The organism is Vibrio hannami (genome assembly GCF_029589055.1).
GTDB lineage: Bacteria > Pseudomonadota > Gammaproteobacteria > Enterobacterales > Vibrionaceae > Vibrio > Vibrio hannami.
Genome location: NZ_JARQZP010000007.1, coordinates 994,884 through 1,011,978, shown reverse-complemented (window position 1 = coordinate 1,011,978; position 17,095 = coordinate 994,884). Strand labels below are relative to the sequence as shown.

Here is a 17,095-nt window from a genome sequence, read left to right as displayed (position 1 = left end):
TCCAGCCAAGTTCGAGCACCATATTAATACTGGATTCATTTTTGTTTTGACTTCTTCAGAGACAAAAAATGCCCGCAAGTGCAGGCATTTATGACTTTATGAACAGAAAAGACAGACTTATAAGATCTGAATATTTTCAACTTCTACTTCTGGTGTGCTGCCACCTTCATACTCACCAAATATTCTAACCCTGGTTTTCTCATTGACTGTCGCAGCCTGCTGAATGTCATCATCCATCTCTATCTTAATTTCATCTTCTCCATCGGAGAAAATAAATTCATCCTTTCGAGTCTGACGGATTATAAAGCCCTCCATAATCACTTCTCTTTCAGTGAAATAGCCACTATCTTCAAGCAGTGAAGCGACACTGGATAACTCGACTGGACCATTGTAGTTCAGAATATGACGCTCATGATCTTTTCCTTTGGCCAAAACAGCTGTAGGTACTAAAACAAGTGCAAGAGCGATAGCAATAACCTTAGATTTCATCTGTAACTTCCTTCTAAATTAATCTGATGTATTCAATGATTACTATTAAATCACTCCCCCGCTGAATTAATACTGAGCCAGTTATTCATATTCTATTCATGTTCTCTATCAGCTAGTTAATACGCGAATCCTCTTTGAAATTTCAAACCCACGTTTGATGGGAAGCTTGTTCTTATATACCAGCTACGAAAAGTCTTACTTTTGTGAACAAACAGACAACCTTATATTTACAATGGGTGTAATATTTTCACATACGCATCAATTAGACATATCTAAAACACTCAATAATAAGATGCGAAAACAACTAGCTGTAAATAATTCTGGTGAGGAATTAATCGACATCGACACTCAAGAATGTCGAGAAGTACCCATGTTAATTGGAGCTGCCGCTAGAAAAATAATAAACCGCAGGTAGCAACGCTGTAACTCCAAAATACGCTGGGGAAAATAACCCACACATCAAGGAGCAACGTGTTATGTCTACAGTGACTCAGGAAAGCAATGCACAAAACGAACAACCAAACGCCCCACAGTACCCGGGACTATCAACCGTAATACACGGCAATGGCGCAGTTGCGCATGTTATGGATTACGTCTGTGGCGGCGTTATCGGATACCCAATTACCCCTTCAACCGAAATATCAGAACTTTACGAAGCTTTCCGGGCACAAGGTGGCTGCAATGTGTGGGGAAAACACCCTTTCTTCTTCGAACCAGAAGGTGAACACTCGGCTCAAAGCGGTGCACTAGGTGCCGCATTAACGGGCGGAAAATACATCTCAAACGCGTCATCCAGTCAGGGGATTCTTTATGGCCTTGAGTCGCATTACGTCACTGTAGGTAAGAAAGCGGCCGGATTTGTACTTCATGTCGCTGCTCGCTCCGTATCGCGCCATTCACTCAACGTAATGGCAGGTCACGATGATGTATATGCTCTACTCTCAGCCGGATACACCACACTGTTTGGTAGTAATGCACAGGAAGCGGCTGACTTAGCCGCGATAGCTTACAGAGTCAGTGCTCTTTCGCTAATCCCGGTTGCAAATACGATGGACGGATTTGCAACCAGCCATATCCAAAGTGAAGTAAAACTTCCAGAACCTGAGCTCCTGAAACAATATCTCGGCGACCCATCAGGCCGTATTCCTGCTCCGACAGAAGCACAGCGCATGCTCTACGGCGCTAAAGGCCGGGTATGGCAGCTTCGCCAATTTATCGATAAGTATCAAAACCAGTTCTGGCCAGAGAAGCTGGCTGATTTAATCGGTTATATTGAGAACAATCAGGACGCGATTGAAACCGACAGTGAAGGTAAGTTGATCGAAGAGATCAATCAGTTTATCCCTGAATTACTAACCAAAAAGTGGAAAAGAAGCTGGCTTAACGCTTATGAAAAAGGTTCACGCCAGCTAGTCCCTGCCCTTGTTGATACCCATAACCCAGGCCTGACTGGTGGTGTACAAAACCAGCCAGACTACCGGGCAGGTATCGTTGATCATCGCAGCCACTTTATGAGTGATGTACCTCGCTTTATCGAGCAAGCAATGCAGGAATATGGCGATCTATGCGGACGTTATTACCAGCCGGTGATGGACTACAAATGCGATGATGCCGAACACGTCATTATTGGTTTAGGTTCAGTGACTGATGATGCAGAAGCGGTAGCTGCCCATCTACGTAAACAAGGCCGAAAAGTAGGCGTAATATCAATCAAACAGTTGCAACCGTTCCCAGAGGCTCAACTCGTAGAAAAATTAGCAGGTAAACAGGTTGTCACCATACTTGAACGCTGCGATGAAACTCGCTTAACCGACAGAGTCACTCACGCACTGTTTAAAGCCCAGGAAAATGCCAAAACAATCCGCCACAAAGGTATCCAGGCATTAACCAATATCCCACTTATCAGTACTGGTGTATTTGGTCTTGGTGGTCATGACCTTCAGCCAAAACACCTGATCGCTGCCTTTGACAATATGTGCGCAGATAGCATCAAACCATTCTTCTATCTGGGCAGTCAGTTCTTTGATGAAAACGCGCAAGGTATGCTGAAAACCATTCAGGAAAGACTGCGTAGCGCATACCCAGATACCGAATTGATGGCACTGGAAACCGGAGAGAATCCGAATCTACTGCCTGACGATGCTCTACGTGTTCGTTTCCACTCTGTTGGGGGATACGGCACCATCGCTACTGGTAAATTGTTGACGGATATCCTTGCTGGTGCTTTGGGTATGAACTCCAAATCAATGCCCAAATACGGTTCTGAAAAGAGCGGCGCACCAACAAACTTCTTTATTACGCTCTCACCTGAGCCGATAAAACTGACTAACGCTGAACTTAAGCAAGTAGAGATCGTGCTTTCACCTGACCATAAGGTGTTTATGCACACCAACCCACTTGCTGGACTAACTCCAAACGGCACCTTTATTCTGCAAACCCACCACGAACCAGAACAGGTATGGCAAGAGATACCCGCCACTGCAAGGCAGTTTATCCGTGATAACAATATCGATTTCTTTATTGTTGATGCGTTTAAGGTTGCTAGAGAGCAAGCACCATCGGCGGATCTGGAAATACGAATGATGGGTATCGCCTTTATCGGCGCACTGTGCGGCCACGCTACTCAGGTGACTCATGGTGCAGACGAAACGCTGATGGTTGAGCGTATTTCACAACAAATTGCCAAGAAGTTTGGAGCAAAAGGTGAAAAAGTCGTTGCCAGTAATATGGCGGTTATCCGTGAAGGTATGCATGCAACAAAACAAGTGTGCTATCAGGACTTCGACGATGCTGTTATTGAACAGGATACTTCAACAGCATCAGCAAAACACAAGCAGACTTCAGCAAGTTGTGGCCTGTTTGACCAGTCCTACTTTAATGAAATTGCAGGTAGTCGTTACGCCGACGGTTCCATTGGTGAAGCTCCAGTGATTCCTGGCTCAGGTATGTTTATGCCACCAGCCAGTGCCATCACCAAAGACAAAGGTATCTTCAGGCTCAATGTGCCGAAGTTTGAAGCCGATAAATGTACCGGTTGTATGGAATGTACCATCGCCTGTCCGGATGGCGCTATTCCGAATATGGTGCATGAGGTACACGATATTGTTTATGTCGCTATCGACAAACTCAACATCCCACCCGCTCAGCGTGAGCAACTGAAAGTTAAGATGCCGCCAATTATGGATGCTGTTCGCCAGTACTACCGCACGGCACCAAAAAATGAGGCACTTACGTTGTCTCAGGCGTTCGTCAGAGTGACTGACAACATGAGCTTCGACGACCCAGCGGTGAGACAACAAATCGCCGAGCTTAGTGTGGCGTTGGAATCCCTACCTGTCAGCAGAACAAAACCATTCTTCGACTCAATGGAAAAAGCCGTTCCGGGTAGTGGAGGTCTGTTCTCTGTAGCTGTCGATCCAAGTAAATGTAGTGGATGTATGGAGTGTGTGGATGTCTGTGGTCCAAATGCCCTTAAGAAGGTACGCCAGACCAGCGATCTGAACAAAGAGATGAAAGAGCTGTTCACTACACTCGGAGAAATGCCAAATACACCAGCTCGCTTCCTTGAAAAAGGCGTCGCAGATTCCGCCGAGTCTAAACGCCTTCTTCTTGATCGCAGTAACTACTATGCGATGAGCTCTGGACATGGTGCATGCCGTGGCTGTGGAGAAGTGACAGCGTTACGTTTAGTCACTTCTATCAACCGAGCACTTCAACAACAGAGATATCAGGCACATATCGATAGCCTTGAAAGCATGCTGGATAAGTTGGAAGACAAGCAACAAGCTCTTGTTTCACAGGGAGGCGATCAAGCAAGAATCGAACGTATTGCCAACACCATGCAAACGTTAGAGAAACGTCTGTATCACTTTGAAAACGGCCCAACTGGAAATGGTCCATCGGATGCGCTGATAGCCAATGCGACCGGTTGTAGTAGTGTTTATGCATCAACCTTCCCGGCAAACCCATATAACGACCCGTGGATTAACAGCCTGTTCCAGGATACGCCTGCACTATCTAAAGGTCTATTTGAAGGCGAAGTGGCGAACCAGTTAGATCAGTTCAAAGCACTTCGTACGGCGAAACTCGAACTGGAAGATATGTACGACGCTGATGTCCATGATAACCAGATGCGGTATCTGGAATGGTCTCACCTTTCTGATCAGGAACTGGCTCTTCTGCCAACCGTGTTTAGTATCGGTGGTGATGGTGCCACTTACGATATCGGCTTTGGCGCACTTTCCCGCTTATTGACCACATCCACACCAATCAAAGTGTTGGTTCTGAACACTGGTAGCTATTCAAACACGGGTGGACAGGCATCAACGGCTAGCTTTACCGCTCAGGATTCCGATCTAAGCCGGTTTGGTAAAGCGCACAGTGGTAAACAAGAAGCACGTAAAGAGCTGGGCATTATCGCTACCTTCCACCCAGAAGTCATGGTGGTTCAGACATCTACTGCGCTACAGGGGCACTTCATGTCTAGCCTGATGGAATACCTGAATTATCAGGATGCCCTCGCTCTGTTTGATGTGTACACGCCATGTATGGGTGAACACGGTATCGCTGATGACGCAAGTACCCGACATGCCCGTTACGCAGTTGAAAGCCGTATGAACCCTGTATTTGTCCATGACCCTCGCAAAGGCGCTACCTTAGCAGAAAGGTTCTCTATTGAGGGTAACCCGGAACAGAATCAGGATTGGGCGACACATATCATCAGCTATCAGGACAGCGATGGAATGATGCAGCTAAAAGAGGTGCCATTCACTCCTGCAGACTTCGCTCTGTATGAAGGTCGGTTTAAGAAACACTTTAATGTTCTGGTAGATGATGGGAGCGCTGTAGAGCTAGCGGACTATGTCGCGATGAGCGCTGACGAACGATTAGATAAAACACCATTTATCTGGTCGGTCAATCAACACCAACACCTGACTCAGCTGCAAGTTTCAGACTCAATTGTGTCACTGACCGAAGAACGACTTCGTAACTGGCATATGTTGCAGTACTTAAGCGGACAACATATGAGTGGTCTAGAGGATACTTATCAGCAGCAAGTGGACGAATGGAAGCAGAATTACCAGCAAGCTCTAAACAGCAATGACCAGACTATCGAGTCGATTGCAAATGGTTTAGCTGAGCTGGCAATGGCGACTGGTGCAATGGGCGATTCCATTCCGGTAACTCAAATTGATACCGCTCCTGTAGCGTCTGCATCAGTATTAGGAGAAACACTTCCTCTGGTTTCTATAGATGAAGAGGAAGAGAACCTCTGCACCGACTGTAAAACCTGTTATCAGCAGTTAGGCGAACTGTTCGAGAAAACCACCATCATTGAAGATGGCGTGCCTAAAGTAGTCAGCCATGTCATTCCAGGTGCTCTTGATTCAGTCGAAATCACTGAAGAACTGATTAACCGCGCGCACCGGATTGCAGATGAATGTGATGCTGAGATTATCCACTTCAACGCACCAGCATCGGCGGAGGTGTAGTATGACCACTGTTCTAAATCAGCCTCAAAGAGAACTGATGCTAAAACGGATGGAGCAGAATCCACGCCGTTTTCAGCAGATGGTTATCGAGGAGAGCCAGAAGCTTATAAGAGATACCTTAAAACGTGGCAACCTCAGTGCTGAGTTCACCAATAAGCTATGGGAACTCCTGCTTGTCGGTGATGACCTGAGTGTCACTCTGCAACGTTACCTCTGGCGAGTGCCACTAAAACAAAAACGTGCTTTTGTCGAAGCGTTAGATACTCACCTGTCAGAGCGTTATCCAATGTTCAAGGGTCTTTCCGCTGGCTGGCCGGGATCAAATAACATCCCGCCGTATGTCAGACCTGCAGAAGAGAGGCGAAAAGACTTCGATCTTGTTAGTCAGGGCTACCTTGGTTATATGGGATTGGGGTATACGCTACGCGAAGTCGAACTGTTCGTCTGGCTTGAAGTCATCAGAGACAAACAGTGTGAAGACAGACCTTGTGAAGTCGGTGTTCCAAAATGTGATCGGAATGGTGAGCCCGCTGAAGAAAATGACGGCGGCTGCCCGGTTAAAATTCATATACCACAAGTGCTTAACCTGATGGGTGAAGGGCGCTTCAAAGCTGCGTTTGAGTTGATACGCGATGCCAACCCACTACCAAATGTAACCGGACGAGTATGCCCTCAGGAACTGCAATGCCAGGGGGTATGTACCCATAACAATAGACCGATAGAAATCGGTCAGTTGGAATGGTTCCTACCGCAACGTGAACGTGAGCTGTCCAATGGAGCGCCACCAGAAGCCGTTGCATGCAACCCTTGGGTGGCAGCAAGCAGGCCGCCAGTAGCGATTGTCGGTTCAGGCCCTTCTGGCCTGATTAACGCCTACTTGCTAGCAAAAGAGGGTTACCCTGTCACTGTATTTGAGGCATTCCATGTCCTTGGTGGCGTACTTCGCTACGGTATTCCTGAATTCAGACTACCTAATCAACTTGTTGATGATGTCGTTGAAAAAATCAAAGCATTGGGAGGCCGCTTTGTCGCCAACTATATTGTTGGTAAAACAGCAACACTGGAAGATCTGAAACGCGCTGGATTTGTTCGTATATTCGTTGGTACAGGTGCAGGCCTGCCCCGCTTTATGAATGTACCCGGAGAGCATCTGCTGAACATTATGTCAGCGAATGAGTTCCTGACGCGCGTTAATCTGATGCACGCCAACGAACCGGACTACGAAACACCAATGCCCGATATGAAAGATAAACAAGTCATGATTATCGGCGGTGGTAACACGGCAATGGACGCAGCCCGTACCGCTCGTCGACTGGGCGCTAACGTCACTATCGTTTATCGTCGTACCCAGCAGGAAATGCCAGCCAGGGTTGAAGAGCTTCATCATGCACTGGAAGAAGGTATTCAGCTTAAAGAGCTTCGCGCACCAACGGTGTTCAATGGCGACAAGAAACACTTCCTGAAAAGTGCCGTACTGGATGTTATGGCACTGGGAGAGCCAGATGCTTCTGGTCGCAGACGTCCGCAATCAACCGGTGAAACTGAAGAGATGAAGGTTGACTTTGCGATTATGGCGCTGGGCAACAGCTCAAACCCAATTGTTAAGGATGCAAACCCTGACCTGAACACCTCAAAATGGGGAACATTGCTTCTAAACAAAGGCTCACAAGAGACCTCAATATCTGGCGTATTTAGTGGCGGTGACGCAACCCGTGGTGGCTCTACAGCTATCAAAGCTGCTGGTGATGGCCAGGCTGCGGCCAAAGAGATAATGAAAGGTATTGAGTTCAACAATCGCGAAGTGATGAATCTGGTCAACAAAGCCAGTCATTACACCGATTTAGGTCAGCTACCTGCCAAAATCGTTAAGCGCAGACAGCTTACCGATGAGATTGTCGAGTTTACTATCCAGTCACCGCTTATCGCGCGTTCAGCAAAAGCCGGACAATTTGTCCGTGTGTTACTCGATGAAAAAGGAGAACTTATTCCCCTAACCCTTGCCGATTGGGATGCCGATGCCGGAACCATTGAACTGGTTGTTCAAGGTTTAGGTAGCAGCTCTAAACTAATGAATCAGATGCAGGAAGGTGATTGCTTTGAAGCCATCGCTGGCCCTCTGGGGCAACCGAGCAAGGTCGTGAAGCATGAGGACAATCACAGAGTCTACTTTACTGCTGGTGGTGTTGGCCTGCCTGCTGTGCACCCAATCATGCGAGCGCATCTGGAAATCGGCAATAAAGTCACTCTAATCTCGGGTTTCAGGGTGAAGCTCAGAAGTTCTGGACCGAGCCCGGAGATAAAGTTGAGAACCTGCGCGAAACCTACCCTGAGTTACTGGAAGTTATCTATACCAGTAACGACGGAAGCTTCGGTATAGAAGGCTTTGTCACCACACCTTTGGAAGAAAGGCTGAAACAACATCAGTCCGGACACGGAGAACCTATCTCAGAAGTGATTACTATCGGCCCACCTTTGATGATGCGCGCTGTTAGTGATCAGACTCTGGGCTACAAAGTGGAGTGTGTCGCCAGCCTTAACTCCATCATGGTAGATGCAACAGGCATGTGTGGTGCTTGTATGGTGCCCGTTATGCTGGATGGAAAGCTGGTTCGAAAACACGCCTGTATTGATGGCCCGGAGATCAATAGCCATATTATTGATTGGGATAAGTTTTTACCAAGGTTCGGCCAGTTTAAACCGCAGGAGAGACAGAGCCAGATAGCGCATAAATTTATCAGTGAATAATTATTAGCCGAATAAAACCCCTGCAAAACAATCAGTTCAGCAGGGGTTTTATTGCAATGCATTCACCCACCCTATCACTGAAAATAAAAAACTATACATTCATGCAATTTCTAACCCTTAAGTAGTAGATAATTGAAAAATAGCTGCTATCCTTTATATGAAACACATTGATATTAAGATGTCGTTTTTAAAACAGATAAAACAAATTAGATCTCAAAAGAGGCAAGTTATGGCTAGAAAATTTACTCGTATAGAGTTTGAAGGTGACGGTGCTGTCGTCGTCACAAATCCCCAGAATGGAGGCGCATACAAGGTACAGGGAAACCTTGCATCAGGTGTTGGGAGCTTTAGCGGCTTTAAAGGATTAACCCAAAATGAAGCGGTTAACAAAGTTATTGAGCGCGTTGGTAAGCACGCCAGGAGATGTCTCACTCATACTATCGAAGCATAAGGTAATTAAGGTCGCATTTAGCGACCTTAATTATTAGTAGTAGTATTAAATCAGTTACCTACCCTATGAAAGCTTGTCCAAGCAGATAACCAACAATACAGGCAGACACCACACCTATAATACCCACTGACATAAAGGAGTGGTTAAAGTACCACTTACCAATCTTAGTCGTACCCGACGAATCAAAGTTAACAGTCGCAATATCAGATGGGTAGTTCGGAATAAAGAAGTAACCATATACCGCAGGCATGATACCGATAAGCAGTGCAGGATCTAACCCAAGGCCCAAACCAACCGGTAACATCATACGCGCTGTTGCTGCCTGAGAGTTAACCACTACCGACACAATAAACAGAGCAAATGCGAATGACCAAGGGTAGTCAGTTACCATACCGATGATGCCTTCTTTAAACTCTGGAAGCGCATATTTAAAGTAGGTATCAGACATCCACGCGATACCAAAGATAGCAATCGCCGCTACCATACCAGACTTAAATACAACGCCTTCCGGTACTTTACGTGGGTCGGTTTTAGTCGCCAAAAGTATCACACCACCAAACGCCAACATCATCATCTGGATGATAACCGACATCTTGATTGGCTTTTCACCTTCAACAATCGTTCTTAGTTCTGGCATCATCGCAACCGCGACAATCGAAAGCAGAGCCGCGATAAAGATAAATACAGAATTACGTGCAGCTGCTGGTAGTACTTCATCCAGTGTCGTCGCTGTTGTCTTCAGAATCTTTTCACTCCACACAGGATCTTTCAGGCGACGCTGATACTCAGGATCATCTTCAAGCTCTTTACCACGACGTACACTGTAAAGTGCCATCAGGAAGGTACCCGCAAGCGTTGAAGGTACTGTTATCATCAAAATAGAAAGCAGTGTTAGATCAGTCTGAATATTCGACAGTTGCGCCAAATAGTAAACAACCGCAGCAGATATTGGTGATGCTGTAATTGCAATCTGAGAAGCAACAGATGCCGCCGCCATAGGGCGCTCAGGACGAATACCGTTCTTCAATGCAACATCACCAATAATAGGCATAATTGAATAGACTGCGTGACCCGTACCCAACATAAATGTCATTGTGTAGGTAACAAAAGGGGCAATAAGAGTGACATTTTTCGGATTCTTACGCAGAATTCTCTCAGCGACTTGAAGCATATACTTCAGACCACCCGCCGCTTCCAAAATAGAAGCACAGGTAACCACCGCCAGAATTATCAACATCACGGTTACTGGTGGTGAAGTTGGAGGCATTCTGAAGATGAATACTTCTACCACCAACCCGATGCCAGAAACAACACCGAGACCTATACCACCATAGCGTGAGCCCATGTACAACATGAGCAAGAGGAATAGAAACTCAAGATACAACATGTTAAATCCTTAATAGTTATTTGACTGACGATAGTCTAACAACTCTTAAAAAATCGGATTTAGAGTGAGCATCCATTGTAAGTAACTACCACTTTTGAAACTTTTGTAAACGCCATTACTGATACGTTTGATAAATATGTAAATTACTGACTCGAAACAATTATTTATTACCTTACTCAAGATATAATATCGCCTTATAAAGCAAACTAATGAATTTTTGATGAGTAAGGCAGTAAATGAAGCTTAAGAGCTACCTGGCAATATCAACCATCGCAACATCCTCTACAATCGGAGTTATTGTCACAACAGCAATTTTGTTGATGCTTCAGGCCTCTCACCAACAAGGCTTTGAAGCTAGGGGGCTTGAGTTAGCCCGAGTACTTGCTCACAATCCCGTGGTCATAAACGCGGTGAATGCCAAGAACAATAATCAGCAATTTGAGCTTCAGGAATATATAGAAGATATTCGAAAGAGTACTGACGCGTCTTATATTGTAGTGGTGGATAAAAACGCACTACGCCTGACCCACCCTAAGCCAGACAGACTTGGTAAACACTTTGTCGGTGACGATATCTTCCCCGCTTTAAGGGAAGGCAAAGAGTATAGCAGTCTGGATTCTGGTTCACTTGGTGAAGCCATTCGTAATTTCTCTCCTATCCGTCTAAACGGAGAAGTGATAGGTGCTATCTGTATAGGCTATTTATCATCTAAAACAACCAGTATGCTATTGCATGAGTTTAGCGAAATCGGGCTTTTAATAATTGTCGTTTATCTGCTTGGCCTTGGGACGATAATCGCTTTTCTATACAAGATGAAACGAACCTTCCTTGATTACGAGCCGGAATATATAGTCAATAAATTCAGGGAACATGAGATGGTGTTCGACAGCATCCGAGACGCTATGATCGCTATCGACAACGACATGAACATCACTACCATTAACAACAGTGCGATCAAGATGCTGTCACTCTCTACCTCAGATAAAAACGACTATTTGAGCCATCCCCTTTCAAACTATTCTGTGCCTTTGAGTCATTTGGTTCTGTCTAGTCAGACTCATTTTCATCAGGGGTATTTTAGTATTGGTAAACTTAACTATCGCGCAAATATATACCCGATAAACACAACTAAAGGTTCCCTTGGACACGCCATCGTATTTTTTCCGAATCTGAATCAGAATGAACTTGAGCGCGAAGTAAATTACCTGAAGAGCTATTCAGAAATCCTCCGAAGCAAAACCCATGAGTACTCAAACAAGCTCAACGTTATCTCAGGACTACTGCAAACCGAAAAATACAATGATGCCATCGACTTTATCCAACAAGAAACCGATAGATACCAACATGTCTTAGGAAGTATCGTACTTTCGGTCTCCGATAGCGCAATCGCTAGCTTACTGCTTGCCAAGTTCAATCGCGCATCCGATATAGGGGTAAAATATCACCTTGATGCTGATACCAGCCTTTCCAGCTATAAAAAGAACACTTCGGAAAAGCTGGTGACCATGATAGGAAACTTGCTCGACAACGCTCTGCTCGCGGCCTGGCAAAATCGTGAAAATACACCACCAGAGATCTCCATCTATTTGAGTGATCGTAGTAGCCATTTGATTATTGAAGTCGAAGATAGTGGTGGAGGAATAGCCAAGGACATATCCGATCATATTTTGGAGTTTGGTGTGACCTCAAAAACCAACACAGAACAAAGCGGTATTGGTCTATATCTGGTAAAACAGCTTGTTGACTATTTCGATGGTAGTATCGATTGGGAAAGAACAGAAAACCAAACCACTCTTTTTAGCATTTACTTGAACAAAAGCTCGGTAGAAAATGATGAGTAAACACACCGTTATGATATTAGAGGACGACGTTAGGGCAAGTTACACCCTCGAGTCTACCATCAACCAGCATCCGAATTTTGAAGTGGTCGCTATTAGTGAGAGTTGTGCAGAAGCCCTTCTTCAGTTCAGGCTATATCGGCCCAACCTGGTTTTTGTTGATATTACGCTACCCGACGGCAGCGGACTGGACGTAATTCGTCAGTTAAGAGAACAAAATGCCCAGTGTGACTTCATCATGACAACGGCAGAAAGGGACAGCGCCGTTATTGAAAAAGCAGTCCACCTTGGTGTCAGCGATTATTTGGTAAAGCCTATAAGGATGTCCCGTGTCCAACAAGCGCTGGAAGACTTCCATAGCTTCAGGTTACAACTTGGTGAGTCACATATGGTCGATCAAGGTGAAATCGATCAGCTATTTCGGAAATCACCCGCTAAAACCCATAGACAAACGCCAAAAGGAATTGACGCGACAACTCTCGAAACTTTAAAGAATATTCTAATGACGGAACAGCTATCAGAATTTTCCGCTTACGATATCGGCGAAAAAATGAATGTCAGCCGAGTTACCGCAAGAAGATATCTGGAATTTCTGGAGTCTGAAGGCGTAATACGTCTGGTACTGAACTATAACACTGGAGGCCGACCAAAAAGGTTATATCAGTTAGTTTAGGCGTACAGATTCTGCTTTTATACACAAAATTAATTTGTCGAACTTAACTAGAATAATTTAGGATAGATCACATATTCAAATTACTGAGTAAAATTATACCTTTCCAGGAGGAATAAATGATTTCTAAGTGGTCTCAACGTTTCTACCAGATGGCTGAACTTGTCGGTTCCTGGAGTAAAGACCCATCAACTCAGGTTGGTGCGGTTATTACAAAGAAAAACCGTATTGTGTCCGTTGGCTTTAACGGCTACCCTCACGGGATTTCAGATAGCGCTATGACGGATGAACGTGAAATGAAGTATTTAAAAACGCTTCACGCTGAAGAGAACGCCATCCTATTTGCGAAAAGAGATTTAGACGGTTGTGATATCTGGGTAACTCATTTTCCCTGCCCTAACTGTGCAGCAAAGATAATCCAGACTGGCATAGCTGCTGTTCACTGCCCGGAACAAGAACCGGATTTTTTATCTCGCTGGGGAGATAAAATTCAGATAAGTCAGGATATGTTCTTACAGGCTGGTGTAAAAGTTAACTGGCTTCCACTGGAAGATCTAAAGAACGACAACTAATTAAGGTAAGCCTTATGAATCAAAAAGCGTTTCCCGCTCAGGCGATACTAGGCATATTTATCTGTTTGGGCCTGGGTATTCTTGGATATTTTATCTCTAGTGCTGCAATAGAGTACAAACTGTATGAACGAACGGTCTCGGTAAAAGGTCTATCTGAAAAAGAATACTCAGCCGATATCGTTATCTGGCCCATCCGCTTTAATGTTGCGGATAATGAGCTTGCTTCGCTGTACAAAACGATCGATCAGCAATCTTCCAGCATCCGTGATTTTTTAACTGATAACGGTATTAATGCAGATGAGATAACCTTGTCAGCCCCCTCTATCACTGACAAATCCGCTCAGCAATATGGTGGCGATCCTAATGCGGCTTATCGCTATACCGCATTTCAAACCGTGACCGTCTATTCTTCAGACATAGAAACGGTAAGAAAAGTAATGAGTACTTTGTCTGATCTCGGAAAACAAGGCATTGTATTCACCGGCGGTGGTTATGACTCACAAGCCGAGTATTTATTTACCCGCCTCAACGAAGTGAAGCCAGAGATGATTGAGGAAGCGACTAAAAATGCCAGAGCCGTGGCTGAAAAGTTTGCTACAGACTCAAAAAGTCGCCTGGGAAAAATCAAAAAAGCCTATCAGGGACAGTTCAGCATTCGCCCTCGTGACAGAAATAATCCGCATATCAAGAAGGTTAGAGTCGTAACAACCGTAGAATATTATCTATCGGACTAGGATAAAGCTTGGTCGTGCTTGTAGTTTGAAGCGTTTACCGCTATCTTGCACGGCCACAAATCTATGTACTCTATAAAAATTTACTCTATACAAACGTACTCAATAAAACGTACGCTAAGAAGGAACATCCTTTGAGCCAGACTGCTTTCACTCAACTTCCCCTATCTCCCGCGCTTTTGCAGAACCTTGAATCTCTGGGTTATACCGATATGACCCCCATCCAAATGCAATCTCTTCCGTTAATGTTAGACGGAAAAGATGTCATTGGTCAGGGCAAAACAGGCTCAGGGAAGACAGCAGCGTTCGGATTGAGCTTATTGTCCAACCTCAATGTGAAACGATTCCGAGTTCAGTCTTTGGTGTTGTGCCCAACAAGAGAGTTAGCGGATCAGGTTGCCAAAGAAATACGTCGACTGGCTCGAAGTATCCACAATATTAAAGTGCTCACCTTGTGTGGTGGTATGCCAATGGGGCCTCAAATCGGCTCGTTAGAGCATGGCGCGCATATTCTTGTAGGAACCCCTGGCCGAATTTTGGATCACCTCGAAAAAGGTCGAATTGATCTTTCTGAGCTTAACACACTGGTACTGGATGAAGCAGACCGAATGCTGGAAATGGGTTTTCAGGAAGCACTAGATAGCATCATTGACAGTGCACCAAAGAAAAGGCAAACCCTGCTGTTCAGTGCGACTTTCCCAGAACAAATAGAAACGATTGCAAATCGGATCATGACGACTCCTGAGTTAGTGAAAGTTGAGTCTACGCACACAGAAATAAGCATTAAGCAGAAGTTTTTTAAGGTTGAGAGCCAGGAAGAAAGACTCATCGCGGTTAAAAAACTACTTCTTCACTATCAGGCAGAGTCTACCGTCATCTTCTGCAACACCAAGCGTGAAGTTCAGGACGTAGCAGAAACGCTTTATCATCAAGGCTTTGATGTTATCGACCTTCATGGAGACCTGGAGCAAAGAGACAGAGACCAGTCTCTGGCACAGTTTGCGAATAAAAGTATCTCGGTGCTTATCGCTACCGACGTTGCCGCACGAGGCCTTGATGTGGACAACCTGGACATGGTGATCAATTACCAGCTATCCAGAGACCCTGAAGTTCATATTCATCGAATTGGTAGAACCGGTCGAGCGGGCAACAACGGAATAGCTTGCAGCTTATTCAGTGATAAAGAGATGTACCGTGTTGCGATGATCGATGAATTGATGGATATGCCAATTGAGCCTGAAGCATTACCATCCGATGATGTACTCTCTAAGCCGACGTTCGAAGCCAAAATGCAAACGATTGAAGTTGCAGGAGGCAAAAAGCAAAAAGTGAGGGCTGGTGATATCCTCGGTGCACTGACAGGCAAAAACGGCATAGAAGGCAGTCAGGTAGGAAAAATCAACCTGTTCGCAATGCGCTCATACGTCGCAGTTGATAAGCGTGTCGCTAAAAAAGCACTTCGGACGATAGAGCAAGGCAAATTAAAAGGGCGTAAATTCAAAGCACGTTTATTGAAATAAGCCTAAAAAAAGCCCAATTACACCTCCAAACAAGGTCTCATTAATCAATCAGTTAAAGAGACCTTTGTCCAAAATTTACTCACACTAATCGATTGTTACTTCGTGAAACAAAAAAACTATTTCATATCGTAATCAAGTTTGCGAATCTACCCGGTAAATACATCCCAATAAAGACATATCCCGGATGTATATGATGTAACCTATTTTGGGAGATTCAAGCAAATGCGAAACTCATGTTGTGAAAAATCCACAAATAGAACATTCAGTCTTATTTTACTCGCCTGTCTGATGTTTCTTATGCTTTCAACGTCTAATGCTCACGCCCATGATACTCATAAGGAACACAAACTGGTCATTGGCGTTGTCAGCAACAAAGCAAAAACATATCTCAGGCAAACCTACCCACTCGCTATCTATCTCTCCGAGCATCTTGAAAAATTTGGTATTAACTCAGTTGAAGTAAGGGTCAACGGCAGCCAGGAGCAGATGGGGGAATGGCTACAATCAGGTGAGGTGGATATTGTAACCGAAACCATTTTTTCTGCCCTTACCCTACAAAAAGAATATGGTGCAAAAATGGAGCTACTAAGGTGGGAAAAAGGGGTAGATCAATATCATTCTGTCTTCTTCACACATCAGGAATCAGGCATAGATAACCTTAACGATCTGAAGGGAAAAGTAATTGCGTTCGAAGACAAAGGATCAACTTCAAGTTATTTTATTCCTGTCGCTACATTGATCAACAACGAATTCAAACTCAATAAATTACGTTCCGTTCAAGATACAGTAAAACATGATGAAATTGGCTATGTGTTTGTTAAGGATCAGCTGATACGCGCAAGTGAAAAGAGTATCTCCTCATGGGTGTACAGGAAACAGGTAGACGCTGGAGTGTTCAGTAATCACGACTGGGAAGATCCAGCTATTGTCCCACCTTCATACAAGCGCAAGCTAAAAGTCATCCACCGAAGTATTCCTGTTCCACGGAGTATCATTCTATATAGCCCTAGACTAACCGGACCGATCAAGGAAGAGATAACATCCGTACTCCTCAATGCGCACAAAACAGCAAATGGGAAAAGCGCACTAGAAGCCTTCCAGGAAACTAAGAAATTCGAACCTTTAAATGAGAGGAGCGAACTGTTTACGCCAATAGAAAAACTACACGAAATTGTGGTTGAAACCATATACTAATAAGGC

Annotated in this window: 12 protein-coding genes; 10 read left to right on the top strand and 2 right to left on the bottom strand. The window is 44.8% G+C overall.

The genetic code is table 11. The features are described from left to right. Positions 1 to 117: 117 nt before the first annotated feature. Positions 118 to 489, bottom strand: a complete 372-nt coding sequence (locus P7F88_RS19020) for a YgiW/YdeI family stress tolerance OB fold protein (RefSeq protein WP_277827318.1) — start codon at positions 487 to 489, stop codon at positions 118 to 120. Positions 490 to 965: 476 nt separating this feature from the next. Between P7F88_RS19020 and P7F88_RS19015 the strand changes: the two genes are divergently transcribed. The 4 genes from P7F88_RS19015 (at position 966) to P7F88_RS19000 (ending at position 9,177) form a co-directional block, all read left to right on the top strand. Then, positions 966 to 5,981, top strand: coding sequence for a 2-oxoacid:acceptor oxidoreductase family protein (locus P7F88_RS19015; protein WP_277827316.1), 5,016 nt, complete (start codon positions 966 to 968; stop codon positions 5,979 to 5,981). A gap of 1 nt (position 5,982) precedes the next feature. After that, on the top strand, positions 5,983 to 8,358 hold the full coding sequence (locus tag P7F88_RS19010; protein ID WP_277827314.1) for an FAD-dependent oxidoreductase: 2,376 nt from the start codon (positions 5,983 to 5,985) through the stop codon (positions 8,356 to 8,358). Between the two features lie 20 nt (positions 8,359 to 8,378). Further along, positions 8,379 to 8,726 carry an iron-sulfur cluster-binding protein gene (locus P7F88_RS19005; protein ID WP_277827312.1) on the top strand — a complete coding sequence of 116 codons (348 nt, stop codon included), beginning with the start codon at positions 8,379 to 8,381 and terminating at the stop codon, positions 8,724 to 8,726. Between the two features lie 229 nt (positions 8,727 to 8,955). After that, positions 8,956 to 9,177: a hypothetical protein gene (locus tag P7F88_RS19000; protein WP_277827311.1), complete on the top strand. Its 222-nt coding sequence runs from the start codon at positions 8,956 to 8,958 to the stop codon at positions 9,175 to 9,177. Positions 9,178 to 9,235: 58 nt separating this feature from the next. Here the strand turns inward: P7F88_RS19000 and P7F88_RS18995 are convergent, their stop codons facing one another. Next, positions 9,236 to 10,564 (bottom strand): anaerobic C4-dicarboxylate transporter, encoded by a 1,329-nt coding sequence (locus P7F88_RS18995; protein ID WP_277827309.1) that lies wholly within the window; start codon positions 10,562 to 10,564, stop codon positions 9,236 to 9,238. Positions 10,565 to 10,800: 236 nt separating this feature from the next. Between P7F88_RS18995 and P7F88_RS18990 the strand changes: the two genes are divergently transcribed. From P7F88_RS18990 to P7F88_RS18965, 6 genes are all read left to right on the top strand, one after another. Beyond that, entirely contained in the window at positions 10,801 to 12,405 is a 1,605-nt protein-coding gene (locus tag P7F88_RS18990; protein WP_277827307.1) for an ATP-binding protein, read from the top strand. Continuing rightward, positions 12,398 to 13,075 (top strand): response regulator, encoded by a 678-nt coding sequence (locus P7F88_RS18985; RefSeq protein WP_277827305.1) that lies wholly within the window; start codon positions 12,398 to 12,400, stop codon positions 13,073 to 13,075. Before P7F88_RS18990 ends, P7F88_RS18985 begins: the two co-directional genes overlap by 8 nt. A gap of 116 nt (positions 13,076 to 13,191) precedes the next feature. Beyond that, positions 13,192 to 13,644, top strand: a complete 453-nt coding sequence (locus P7F88_RS18980; RefSeq protein WP_277827303.1) for a dCMP deaminase family protein — start codon at positions 13,192 to 13,194, stop codon at positions 13,642 to 13,644. A 14-nt stretch (positions 13,645 to 13,658) separates the two neighbouring features. Further along, positions 13,659 to 14,378 carry an SIMPL domain-containing protein gene (locus tag P7F88_RS18975; protein ID WP_277827301.1) on the top strand — a complete coding sequence of 240 codons (720 nt, stop codon included), beginning with the start codon at positions 13,659 to 13,661 and terminating at the stop codon, positions 14,376 to 14,378. 131 nt (positions 14,379 to 14,509) lie between these two features. Next, entirely contained in the window at positions 14,510 to 15,895 is a 1,386-nt protein-coding gene (gene dbpA, locus P7F88_RS18970; RefSeq protein WP_277827299.1) for an ATP-dependent RNA helicase DbpA, read from the top strand. A gap of 297 nt (positions 15,896 to 16,192) precedes the next feature. Further along, entirely contained in the window at positions 16,193 to 17,089 is an 897-nt protein-coding gene (locus P7F88_RS18965) for a phosphate/phosphite/phosphonate ABC transporter substrate-binding protein (protein WP_277827297.1), read from the top strand. Positions 17,090 to 17,095 lie beyond the last annotated feature (6 nt).

Coding starts and splice junctions, on each gene's coding strand:
- P7F88_RS19020 (WP_277827318.1), bottom strand. CDS start 489: ATGAAATCTAAGGTTATTGCTATCGCTCTTGCACTTGTTTTAGTACCT.
- P7F88_RS19015 (WP_277827316.1), top strand. CDS start 966: ATGTCTACAGTGACTCAGGAAAGCAATGCACAAAACGAACAACCAAAC.
- P7F88_RS19010 (WP_277827314.1), top strand. CDS start 5,983: ATGACCACTGTTCTAAATCAGCCTCAAAGAGAACTGATGCTAAAACGG.
- P7F88_RS19000 (WP_277827311.1), top strand. CDS start 8,956: ATGGCTAGAAAATTTACTCGTATAGAGTTTGAAGGTGACGGTGCTGTC.
- P7F88_RS18995 (WP_277827309.1), bottom strand. CDS start 10,564: ATGTTGTATCTTGAGTTTCTATTCCTCTTGCTCATGTTGTACATGGGC.
- P7F88_RS18990 (WP_277827307.1), top strand. CDS start 10,801: ATGAAGCTTAAGAGCTACCTGGCAATATCAACCATCGCAACATCCTCT.
- P7F88_RS18985 (WP_277827305.1), top strand. CDS start 12,398: ATGAGTAAACACACCGTTATGATATTAGAGGACGACGTTAGGGCAAGT.
- P7F88_RS18980 (WP_277827303.1), top strand. CDS start 13,192: ATGATTTCTAAGTGGTCTCAACGTTTCTACCAGATGGCTGAACTTGTC.
- P7F88_RS18975 (WP_277827301.1), top strand. CDS start 13,659: ATGAATCAAAAAGCGTTTCCCGCTCAGGCGATACTAGGCATATTTATC.
- P7F88_RS18965 (WP_277827297.1), top strand. CDS start 16,193: ATGCTTTCAACGTCTAATGCTCACGCCCATGATACTCATAAGGAACAC.